At 53.5% G+C, this 11,847-nt stretch carries 9 protein-coding genes; all 9 read right to left on the bottom strand.

Features of this window, described 5'->3' with window-relative positions; genetic code table 11:
• Nucleotides 1-28: 28 nt before the first annotated feature.
• On the bottom strand, nucleotides 29-1,297 hold the full coding sequence (icd, locus tag DI14_RS13200; RefSeq protein WP_152545913.1) for an NADP-dependent isocitrate dehydrogenase: 1,269 nt from the start codon (nucleotides 1,295-1,297) through the stop codon (nucleotides 29-31).
• A gap of 113 nt (nucleotides 1,298-1,410) precedes the next feature.
• A complete protein-coding gene (citZ, locus tag DI14_RS13195) occupies nucleotides 1,411-2,523 on the bottom strand; it encodes a citrate synthase (RefSeq protein ID WP_034809309.1) in 1,113 nt (370 codons plus the stop codon).
• A gap of 187 nt (nucleotides 2,524-2,710) precedes the next feature.
• Nucleotides 2,711-3,175: a DUF441 domain-containing protein gene (locus DI14_RS13190; RefSeq protein WP_034809308.1), complete on the bottom strand. Its 465-nt coding sequence runs from the start codon at nucleotides 3,173-3,175 to the stop codon at nucleotides 2,711-2,713.
• A gap of 68 nt (nucleotides 3,176-3,243) precedes the next feature.
• On the bottom strand, nucleotides 3,244-4,986 hold the full coding sequence (pyk, locus tag DI14_RS13185; protein WP_034809306.1) for a pyruvate kinase: 1,743 nt from the start codon (nucleotides 4,984-4,986) through the stop codon (nucleotides 3,244-3,246).
• Between the two features lie 89 nt (nucleotides 4,987-5,075).
• Nucleotides 5,076-6,044, bottom strand: a complete 969-nt coding sequence (gene pfkA / locus DI14_RS13180; protein ID WP_034809304.1) for a 6-phosphofructokinase — start codon at nucleotides 6,042-6,044, stop codon at nucleotides 5,076-5,078.
• Between the two features lie 159 nt (nucleotides 6,045-6,203).
• Nucleotides 6,204-7,139: an acetyl-CoA carboxylase carboxyl transferase subunit alpha gene (locus DI14_RS13175; protein WP_034809302.1), complete on the bottom strand. Its 936-nt coding sequence runs from the start codon at nucleotides 7,137-7,139 to the stop codon at nucleotides 6,204-6,206.
• Complete coding sequence (gene accD / locus DI14_RS13170) at nucleotides 7,132-7,986, bottom strand: acetyl-CoA carboxylase, carboxyltransferase subunit beta (protein WP_034809507.1); 855 nt, start codon at nucleotides 7,984-7,986, stop codon at nucleotides 7,132-7,134. Before accD ends, DI14_RS13175 begins: the two co-directional genes overlap by 8 nt.
• 14 nt (nucleotides 7,987-8,000) lie before the next feature.
• On the bottom strand, nucleotides 8,001-8,555 hold the full coding sequence (locus tag DI14_RS13165) for a FadR/GntR family transcriptional regulator (protein WP_034809300.1): 555 nt from the start codon (nucleotides 8,553-8,555) through the stop codon (nucleotides 8,001-8,003).
• Nucleotides 8,556-8,632: 77 nt separating this feature from the next.
• Nucleotides 8,633-11,803 carry a DNA polymerase III subunit alpha gene (gene dnaE / locus DI14_RS13160; RefSeq protein ID WP_034809297.1) on the bottom strand — a complete coding sequence of 1,057 codons (3,171 nt, stop codon included), beginning with the start codon at nucleotides 11,801-11,803 and terminating at the stop codon, nucleotides 8,633-8,635.
• Nucleotides 11,804-11,847 lie beyond the last annotated feature (44 nt).

The following is an 11,847-nucleotide window of genomic DNA, read 5'->3' as shown; positions in this document are numbered from 1 at the left end:
TGCTCTCCCCCTTGGTTTGGCTGATGTCTTACATGTTTTTAATCAATTCATCCGCAAACTCTGAACACTTCACTTCTGTCGCACCGTCCATGAGGCGGGCGAAATCGTATGTGACAACTTTCGAGGCGATTGTCTTCTCCATCGAGTTGATGATGAGGTCAGCCGCTTCGTTCCAGTTCATGTGACGGAGCATCATCTCACCTGACAAGATGACCGACGATGGGTTGACCTTGTCGAGACCTGCGTATTTCGGCGCCGTCCCGTGTGTCGCTTCGAAGATCGCGTGTCCTGTCACGTAGTTGATGTTTGCGCCAGGCGCAATCCCGATCCCACCGACTTGGGCAGCGAGCGCATCCGAGATGTAGTCCCCGTTCAAGTTCATCGTCGCGACGACGTCGAATTCACGTGGACGTGTCAAGATTTGTTGCAAGAAGATATCGGCAATCGAGTCTTTTACGATGATTTTGCCTTCTGCTTCCGCTTTTGCTTGCGCATCGTTTGCAGCCGCTTCGCCTGACTCTTCTTTGATGCGGTCATACTGAGCCCATGTGAACACTTTGTCGCCGTACTCTTCTTCTGCGAGCTCATACCCCCAGTTTTTGAAAGCACCTTCTGTGAACTTCATGATGTTGCCTTTATGGACGAGCGTGAGCGATTTACGGTTGTTCGCGATCGCATACTCAAGCGCCGCACGGACAAGACGTTTCGTCCCTTCAGACGAGATTGGTTTGATGCCGATCCCTGACGTTTCTGGGAAACGAATCTTATTGACGTTCATCTCTTCTTTCAAGAACGAGATCAACTTCTTCACTTCATCGCTACCTGATGCGTACTCGATGCCCGCGTAGATGTCTTCCGTGTTCTCTCGGAAGATGACCATGTCTGTATCTTCCGGGCGTTTAACCGGTGATGGGACGCCAGTGAAGTAACGGACCGGGCGTAAGCATGTATACAAGTCGAGTTCTTGACGGAGCGCGACGTTCAATGAACGGATCCCGCCGCCGACCGGTGTCGTGAGCGGGCCTTTGATGGCGATCAAATATTCACGGATTTCATCAAGCGTCTCGTTCGGGAGCCATTCGCCTTTTTGGTTGAACGCTTTCTCCCCAGCGTACACTTCCATCCATTCGATTTTCTTGTCGCCGCCATATGCCTTCTCGACCGCTGCGTCGAAGACACGAACTGCTGCATTCCAAATATCAGGACCTGTTCCGTCCCCGATGATGAATGGAATCGTTGGTACGTTTGGTACGTTGAGCGCACCGTTTTCTACAGTAATTTTCTGACCTTGTGTCAACATATGAATCCCCCTAAGTACATTACTGTAGGCCGACGCTTGCGCCGACCTACGTCACTTGTTAGTTTACCAAAGTTTATGTCAAAATTGTGACTCGATCTTTTTCGTTCGCCTTAGCGCTCGTTGACCGGCACGTAAGAACGATGCGCTTCGCCGACATATTCCGCACGTGGACGGATGAGACGGTTGTCTGCGTATTGCTCGAGGATGTGGGCGATCCACCCAGACATCCGTGACACGGCGAAAATCGGCGTGAACAACTCTTCGTCAAGACCGAGCGCATAGTATGTGGATGCCGAATAGAAATCGACGTTCGGCTTCAAGCCTTTTTCCGTCTCGACGAGGTGGTCGATTTTCTCCGACATCTCGTACCATTCCGGCTCACCGATTTGGGCTGTCAATTGACGGCTCATCTCTTTCAAGTGTTTCGCCCGTGGGTCGCCGTCCTTGTAGACGCGGTGACCGAAGCCCATGATTTTCTCACGACGCTCGAACTTGCCGCGAACGTAATCCTCGACTTTATCGACCGATCCGATTTCATGCAACATCTTCATGACCGCCTCGTTGGCACCGCCGTGGAGCGGGCCTTTCAATGCACCCATCGCCGCCGTCACGCCCGAATACATATCCGAGAGTGTCGCGACACAGACGCGGGCCGTGAACGTCGATGCGTTCAATTCATGGTCGGCGTGCAAGATGAGCGCTTTGTCAATCGTCTTCTCAGCGACTTCACTCGGCTCTTCTCCGTTCAACATGTAGAGGAAGTTGGCCGCATACGACAAGCCTTGCTTCGGCGCGACGGGTTGCTCCCCTTTACGAAGTCGTGCGAACGCCGTCACGATCGTCGCGATTTGCGCTTGAAGCCGAATCGCTTTACGCATGTTCGCCTCGTCACTCATATCTTCTGACTCGTCGTCATAAAGAGCGAGTTGCGAGAGCGCTGTGCGAATCGTCGCCATCGCGTTCGCCGATTTCGGTGCCCGCTCGAGCGTCGCGATGACGTCTTCCGGTAACTTCGCCTCTTTCACGAGTGCTGCTGAAAGTGTATTTAATTCGTCCGCTTTAGGAAGACGATCGTTCCATAACAAGAAGACGACTTCTTCAAACGTGGCGTGGTCCGCCAAATCATCAATTGTGTACCCTCCGTAAGTCAATTGTCCATCGATAATCGAACTTACTTTCGAGGCTGCTGCCACAATCCCTTCTAACCCTTTTGTTGTTGACATCCATAACTCCCCCTCAGTCTTTAAAAGTGGTCGACCGTATGAAACCAGTCTATGTGTAGGGAATAAGAACGGCCGCCGAACGCTTTCCCCACGATCGTGTTTCGACGCCAACCCGTCCTGTCCTCCATTCAGTATAAACAATTTACTGAAAAAAAGAAATGTAAGCGTATCCAACCGTCAAAAAATGTCAGAACCATTTTTCTAACAGGCTAAATCCACCTAAAATCAAAGCGGCGATCCCGGCTCCAATCAGCGGTCCAACCGGCACGCCTTTCATGAAACCGACGGCTAGGATGGTACCGGCGAGGAGTGCCGTCGTCACGACTGGTTCGATTCGCATCAGTTGAACGCCCTGGCCAGCAGCGACGGCGACGAAGATCCCGGAAGCGAACGCGATGACCCCGACCGGCCCTTTAATACTATTCCACAATTCACGAAAACCTATGTCTCCCGTTGCAATCGGAACGAGAACGGCGATGGTGATGATTGTCACGCCCCAATGGATCCCTTTCGAGGCGAGTGTCGGGAACAGTTGATCACCGAACCCGACCGCCTTGATAATCATCAAGACGCTACTGGCGATGATGACCGATTGGTTATGCGAGACGATCCCAATTAAGACGAGCAACAATAAGAATAAATACGCACTCATATGACTCCTTCTTTCTGAATGGAAAAAGAACCGACCTCATCGCTAAGGTCGGTTCGATTGGCATTCGATTACGCGTTGTAGATTTTACCAGTGAGTGGGTCGATTGAAATCATCTGACCGTCACGGAGCGTTGATGTCGCAGACTCGACACCGACGATGACTGGTTTACGAAGCGATGGTCCGACGATGCCGGCATGGCTCGTCAATCCGCCGTCTTCCGTGATGATTCCAGCCGCTTTCTCGATCGCTGGCATCATTTCTTTATCTGTGAACGGTGCGACGAGGATCATACCCTCTTTCGCTTTCGCGTTCGCTTCTTCCGCATTGTTCGCAACCACGACTTCGCCGACGAGACCGCGCTCACCGATGCCGCGTCCGTTCGCGAGGGCGTGACCGACGATGTGAACTTTCATCATGTTCGTCGTTCCAGCAGTCGCAGCCGGGATACCAGCCGAGATCACGACGAGGTCACCGTCTGTAACAAATCCAGCGTTACGAGCTGCTTCTGAAGCTTGTACCAACATCTCATCCGTGTTGTTTGGCATCGTGTCAGCCACGATTGGGTACACGCCCCAAACGAGGTTCAATTGACGTGCCACACGCTCTGACTCTGTGACCGCGATGATGTTCGCCTCTGGACGATACTTCGCTGTACGAGCAGCCGTGTAACCTGATTGTGTCGGTGTCAAGATCGCTTTCGCGTTCAAGTTGATTGCCGTGTGGGCAACCGCTTGTGAGATCGCATCCGTTACCGTGTGCTCACTGCGCTTCTGACGATCTTTGAGCAAGTTTTTGTAGTCGAGCATTTGCTCAGTACGAACAGCGATCGCTGCTTGCATTTGAACTGACTCGATTGGGTAGTCCCCGGCAGCCGTCTCACCAGAGAGCATGACTGCATCTGTCCCATCAAGGATGGCGTTGGCAACGTCCGACGCTTCCGCACGTGTCGGGCGTGGGTTGCGTTGCATTGAGTCGAGCATTTGTGTAGCCGTGATGACCGGTTTCCCGAGGTCGTTACACTTCTTGATCAATTCTTTTTGAACTGGTGTGACTTCTTCTGTTGGGATCTCGATTCCGAGGTCACCACGAGCGACCATCAAGCCGTCAGAGATTGCCAAGATTTCGTCGATGTTGTCGACACCTTCTTGGTTCTCGATTTTCGGGTAAATCTTGATGTGTGACGCGTTGTTCTTCTCGAGCAATTGACGAATCTCAACGACGTCAGACGCACGGCGAACGAACGATGCCGCGATGACATCGATGTCCTGTGAAATCCCGAACTCGATGTCGGCGATGTCTTTGTCTGTAAGGGCAGGAAGGTTCACTTTGACGTTAGGCAAGTTGACACCTTTCTTCGTCTTGATGACGCCTTCGTTTTCGATGACGCAGCGAAGGTCACGGTTCGGGAGTTTCTCAACGACAAGGAGACCGATAAGTCCGTCGTCGAGCATGATGCGTGAACCGACTTCAACGTCTTCGTACAAGCCTTCGTACGTGACTGAGAAACGATCTTTCGTTCCGACGATCTCTTCTGAAGAAACGATCGTCACTTCTTTACCTTTTTCAAGGAGTGCTTTCCCGTCTTCGAACGTATGCGTACGGATTTCAGGGCCTTTCGTGTCAAGAAGTACCGTCACGACTTTACCGGCAGCTTTTGATGCTTCGCGAATGTCACGGATACGTGCGCCGTGCTCTTCATAGTCACCGTGTGAGAAGTTGAGACGAGCGACGTTCATACCGGCTTCAATCATTTCTGGAAGACGTTTCTCTGAAGCTGGTCCAATCGTACATACAATTTTCGTTCTACGCATAAATAAAAACCTCCTAGGGGATGTATGGCTATGGCACACAGAAAACGGGAGGCCAAGCCTGCGTCCCGTCTCTGTGAAATTCACTACTCTTAAATCGACAGTTGGTTCGACAAATCAATCAATCGCATATCAATCGTATGCTTGTTGTGATCGAGTGCCTCGTCAATGTCGAGGTCCATCATTTGACCGGCACGAATTCCGACGACTCGTCCAGCCTTGCCTTCAAGCAAGATTTCGACGGCGTAGGCACCCATGCGGCTCGCAAGCACGCGGTCCGCAGCAGTTGGGGAACCGCCACGTTGAATGTGTCCAAGAATCGTCACGCGTGTCTCTGAGTTTGTCTTCTCAGCGATCATTTTTCCGATCTCTTCCGCACTGCCGGCGCCTTCAGCGACGACGACGATCGAGTGTTTCTTACCGCGAGCCACACCATGGTTGATGCGTTCCACGATCGCACTCAAGTCTTCTGGACGTTCTGGGACGAGGATTGACTCGGCACCACCGGCAAGACCGGCATAAAGTGCGATATCACCTGCGTCACGGCCCATCACTTCAATGACATACGTCCGTTCATGGGATGATGCCGTGTCGCGAATCTTGTCGATTGCGTCGAGCGCCGTGTTGAGCGCCGTATCGAAACCGATTGTCGCGTCCGTTCCTGGGATGTCATTGTCGATCGTACCTGGAAGTCCAATCGTTGGGAAACCGAGTTCCGTCAACTTTTGGGCGCCACGGTATGAACCGTCTCCACCAATTACTACGAGCGCGTCGATGTCGAATTTCTTCAACTGCTCGACCGCTTTCGCACGACCCTCTTCCGTTCTAAACTCTGGGCAACGGGCCGAACGTAAGAATGTTCCTCCGCGTTGAATGATATCGCCGACCGAACCGAGGTTCAATTCGACGAGATCTCCTTCGATTAGACCTTGATAGCCGTTATACACACCGTACACTTCTAGACCTTCAAAAATTGCTTTTCGGGTCACGGCACGGACTGCAGCGTTCATTCCAGGGGCGTCTCCCCCACTTGTCAATACCGCAATACGTTTTAAATTCACGTCACTCACCTCTTATGTGTTTTAACGAAATCTGAAAATAAAATACCATGTCTGACCTTTGTTTTACAACACAAGTATGTGAAAAAAAACATGGGGTACGTTCGGAAACGGTCAACCGGTGAACGATTGAACGGTTTGGCTATGCGGTTGTTACCGTTTTCACGAGCCAATTGTGCCAATTTGATGATATTTGGCGGCACGACCGCTTAACAGCTCGTCTCGGCTCTGTTGTCCTAAGTCTTTGATGTGTTGTGTTAATACAGGCTTCAGAAGTGAAGACTGTAATGACACATCCATATGCGCGCCTCCGAACACTTCCGTGACGACTTCATCGACGATCCCCAATCCATACAAGTCTTGTGCTGTAATCTTCATCGTCTCAGCAGCACGTTCCGCAAGTTTCGCATCCTTCCAGAGCAATGCGGCCGCCCCTTCCGGCGAAATGACGGAGTACGTGCTGTTCTCGAGCATGAGCAGACGGTCGCAAACACCGATGCCGAGCGCACCGCCAGATCCGCCCTCCCCGATGACGACCGAGACGATTGGCGTCTTGAGCGTCGCCATCTCGAACAAGTTGCGCGCAATCGCTTCACTTTGTCCGCGTTCTTCGGCGGCTCTACCCGGATACGCCCCTTTCGTATCGATGAACGTGATGATCGGGCGATTAAACTTCTCCGCTTGTTTCATGAAGCGCAAGGCTTTTCGATACCCTTCCGGATGGGGCATCCCGAAATTCCGCGCCATGTTCTCTTTCGTGTTCCGCCCGCGTTGGTGTCCGATAATCGTGACCGGTGCACCGTCGAGCGTCGCAATCCCTGCGACGATGGCCGCATCGTCATATCCGTGCCGGTCACCGTGAAGTTCAATGAAATCTGGGAACAGTTGATTGATGTAATCGAGCGTCGTCGGCCGTTTCGGGTTCCGAGCCAACTGGACGCGATCCCACGGTTTCATATTCCCATAAATGTCTTTTTCTAATCGGTGTAACTTCGCTTCGAGATGGCGAATCTCACGAGACAAATCAATCCCTTTCGTCTCGGCCGTCTCGCGAAGTTTATAAAGTTGTTCGTTCACTTCTTTGATTGGATCAAACACGGTTCACACCTCCACCATGTAACGTGATCATGTTGTGTAAAAACGTACGCATCTGTTCACGATGAACGACGGCGTCAAGCTGACCCGCCTCTAATAAAAACTCAGCGGTTTGGAAGTTTTCCGGAAGCTTTTCATGAATCGTCTGTTCGATAATCCGGCGACCGGCGAACCCGATGAGCGCGCCCGGCTCGGCTACGTTCAAATCGCCGAGCATCGCGAAGCTCGCGGAGACCCCGCCCGTCGTCGGATGCGTTAAGTAAGCGATATAAAGAAGGCCGGCCTCATCATGTTGCTTCAATGCGATTGACGTGTTCGCCATCTGCATGAGGCTGACCATCCCTTCTTGCATACGCGCGCCGCCAGAAGCGGTGAACAAGACGACCGGCAAGCGTTCGGCGGTCGCTCTTCTTACGGCTGAAGCGATCGCTTCCCCGACGTAGGCGCCCATCGAACCCATCCGGAAGCGTGCGTCCATGACGCAGACGACGAACGGTTGACCAGATATCGTTGCCCGTCCGCAGACGATGGCTTCTTCGATTCCGGTCCGCTCTTTGTCTTTCGCCAACTTTTCTTCATATTCAGGAAAGTCGAGCGGATTTCGCAACACATTCGGTCCTGCAAACTGTTCAAACGAGCCGCTGTCGACGAGCATCGCGATGCGTTCATCGGCACTGAGCGGGAAATGATACCCACAGTCGCATACTTTATGGTGTTCGTTCAACTGTTTCGTGTAATGCATATATTTACAAGCTGGACATTTTGTCATCAACCCTTGCGGCGCATCAATCTTTGGTTCGCGTTGGCGCAACGGCATGTATCGTTTTGGTTTCTTGAAAAAAGCAGTCATCGCTTCCCCCTCGTTCATTCCGGCATCCCCACTTTACGCCACATTTCAAACAGTTCCGTTCGTTCGTCTAGGCTATATAAGTCACCTGTCTCCGTCCCATCATAAAAGCGGTTGACCTCGCTCCAAATGCGGATGAACAACTCGTTCTTCAAACTGAAGATGAGCTGTTGACGGAACAAGCGGTCCGAGGTCAAGACCGCTTCGAGCGCCTGCACGCGCTCTCTCGTCGGTTCGACTTCTGAGAACGCCAATCGTTCGAGCAAACGGAGCATCTCGACAATGTCGGTCGCTTTCGTCTGCTTCGTCACGATAAACTCAGACAAAATCTCGATGTAGCGATGTCGATCTTGCTCACACAAGAACGTGCCGCCACCGTGCCGCGTCTCGACGATCCCCAAAAAACTGAGGGCGCGCAACACTTCTCGGACCGAGGACCGGCTAATCGACAACGTCTCGGCGAGTTCGCGCTCTGACGGGAGACGATCTCCCGGTTTCAATGACGCCTGAACGATTAACGAACGTATTTTCGAAATGTTTTCGTGAAATGAGGATGCGTGTTTTCCATGCATCTGACCGTTCAACTCCCTTATTTAACATGGCATTCTCTCTAAAGTGGTCAGACCAATTAATCAGATTATACCACTTTTTATGACTTGGTACTAGTTTTCGTACCAGCCATTTTCGAGTCCACTCGTTTCAAGACGACTTCCGTCTCACCGAACCGTTTCTTCAACGCCTGCATCAACGATTCCGTCGGATTGACCGAATACGCGGAAGCGAGCTGCTTCACTTCTTTCGAGTCCGAAAAGCGACAGACGACCGGCACATCGCCCGGTGACGCATGTAGCAACTCTTCGAGCTCCGCGAACGTCTCGCGCCGAAGACGGACGAACAACGCCTGCCCGTGCAATGGCCGCACGCGTTCGACGATCCATTGGCGGCGGCCGTCCCGCTCATTCGAATGGACTTCGAGCAATAGGACGTTGCCGCTATAGAGCGATCGGCCGAACGCTTGGAACACGCGCGGGAAGATGACGACTTCGTCTTGGGTGACGCCGTCGTCGACCATCATCACACCCATGTCCTCATGCTTCTTCGTTTTGAACGTGCGAATCGCATCGACGTATACGACGACAAATCCCCTTTCCCCCACTGATACTTCATCGAGCGTCACGGTCGTCACATTGAGCGGTGCGACTGTCATTAATGGTGAATGGACGATCCACGTCCCGAGCGCCTCCCGCTCTTCTTCCGACCAGTTCGGTTCGACCGGCTCTGTCCGTTTCAAACCGAGCGCGGACAGTTCATCCGGCAAGAGATGGGTATCCGCTTGTTCGCGTAGACGCGTCACGGCGAGGAACGCTTGTCTACGCTCACCGTGATAGAGGCGATCGAGCGCACCGGCACCGAGCAATCGCCGCAGCTTCAACTCGTCTTTTGCGCCCCACTCCATCAACTCTCGCAACTGTCCTACATCCTTAAACGTTTCATGATGCGCTATTAAACGCTCGACGTCCCGCTTCGTCAAGCCTAGGATCGCCTTGAGCCCGAGTCGCACGCCCGGACCTTCAAGGAACGGGCCGGCTTGTCCGTGTAACACGTCAGGCGGATAGATTGGGATTTTATCTTTTCGCAACATCCGTACGAGTTGACTCGTCTTGTCATACGTCGTGACATAAAACACCCGTTGAAAATGGGCTTTCACATAGGCGAGCCGGTAGCTGATCAGGCTGTATGCGACCGCGTGCGAACGGTTGAATCCGTAGCCGGCAAACTTCTCGATCCACGAGAACACTTGACGCATCGAGTCCTCTCCGTAAGAAGCGGCAGACCGCTCGAGAAAACGCGCCTTCTCGACTTCGATCGTCGCGACATCTTTTTTGGCGATGGCCCGTCGTACCAAATCCGCCTCGGCGTACGAGTAACCGGCCAGTTCACGCAATAGACGCATCACTTGCTCCTGATAGACGAGGACGCCGTGCGTCGTCGTCATCAGTTCACCGACGACCGGGTGGACCGGCTGATAGGGCATGCCGTGCTTGCGCTTCGCGTACGTCTCGATAAACTGCATCGGTCCCGGACGATAGAGCGACATCGTGACGACGATATCTTCGAATGCGGAAGGCTTCACTTGACGGAGCGCCTGTTTCATCCCATCCGACTCGAATTGGAAAATGCCATCCGTGTCACCACGGGCCAACAGACGAAGCGTCTTCGCATCGTTGAGCGGGATCGTCTTCAACGAGAACATCGCGTCGGACTCACGGATGAGCGTCTCCATCTGCCGGAGCCGGGTCAAGTTCCGCAAGCCGAGTAAATCAATTTTCAAAAGACCGAGCGCCTCGAGATCCTTCATATTATATTGCGTCACTTGTTCGCCATCCGTCGGTTGGAGCGGCGTGACGTTCTCTAACGCCTCCCGGCTGAGGACGAGTCCGGCGGCATGGATGGAGGCTTGGCGGGGCAATCCCTCGAGCTCCGAGGCGATCTTCAATAACTGGGACCGCTTCTTACTGCCGGCGAACCATTTCATCTTCGTCGGATTAGACCGCACGCCTTGAAGACCGTCATCGCGCACTTGTTTGCTGGCCGCCTGCCCTTCTTCGAGCGTCATGCCGAGGGCACGGGCGACGTCGCGGAGTGCCGCTTTCGCCCCGAACGTGGCAAGCGTCCCAATCTGGGCGGCATGATGTGCCCCGTACTTCTCGAGCACGTAGCGGACGACTTCCTCACGGCGCTCGTCTTCGAAGTCCAAATCGATATCAGGCATCGATACACGTTCCGGGTTCAAGAAACGCTCGAACAGCAAGTCAAACTGAACCGGGTCGACCTCGGTGATGTCGAGGGCGAAACTAACGAGCGAACCGGCCGCAGATCCGCGCCCCGGCCCGACTTCAATCGCTTCATCCTTGGCGAAACGAACGATGTCCTCGACGATGAGGAAGTACGAGGCGAAGCCGGTCCGTTCGATGACCTCGAGTTCATAGCGCGCCCGCTCGAGATACGGTTCACGGAGCAACCCCTTCTGCTTTAGCCGTTCGGCGACGAGCCGCTTCAATCGTGGATAGGCTTCCGACAATTCAGGGATGGCAGCAGCCGCTTCCGGCAACTGAATCGGCTCGACGCCTGCCTCGAAACGCTCCAATTCGGCGAGCTCGTCTGCATCGAACCAATCGTTCATCTCGCTAGGCAGACGCACATGGCGCCCTCGGTGATGGATGTCCTCTTCCGAGATGACGTCCCCTTCCCCGATCGCTACCAAAGCGCGATACGCCTCAAAGTCGTCCTGGCGCATATACCGCGTCTCCGGAGCGGGGATGAGCCGGACACCGAGTTCCTCACGCATTGCCCGCAGCTGCTTCAACACGAGGACGTGCTCTGTCGTCTGCGGTGCAGGCAGACCGAGCCATAGTCGGTCCTCTTTTACGTGATTGAGCAATTGATGGAAGAGGCGACGACGATGCATCGGGTCGCTCGTCTTCCAATTATCAGGTAAGACGACGATGGCGAGTTCCGTCGCTTCGGTGATTGCCCCTCCCCCAACGTGCCGGTACAACTGTTCGATGTGGCTCGCCTCGACAGCGTACGCGAGCACCGCCACGTCCAGCCCGTCGACCCGTAGCACCGTACGCAAACCGATGACCGGTTTGACGTTATAACGCGCACACAGCCGAAAAAATTGAGGGACGCCGTAATATGCGTCGTCGGCGAGCGCCACGGCACGGCTACCACGTTCGGCCATCTGTGCCACATAGGCTTCCAACCGAACCGTGCTCTGCATCAGACTATACGCCGATTGGACATTCAAATGAAGCATCTGACCCCTCCTCTCTTTTTTGATTATTGTCAAACTCCTATCAC

The organism is Exiguobacterium sp. AB2 (genome assembly GCF_000696055.1).
Taxonomy (GTDB): domain Bacteria; phylum Bacillota; class Bacilli; order Exiguobacteriales; family Exiguobacteriaceae; genus Exiguobacterium; species Exiguobacterium alkaliphilum.
Note: the sequence above shows the minus strand (reverse complement) of the source record. Positions and strands in the feature narration are given on the sequence as shown.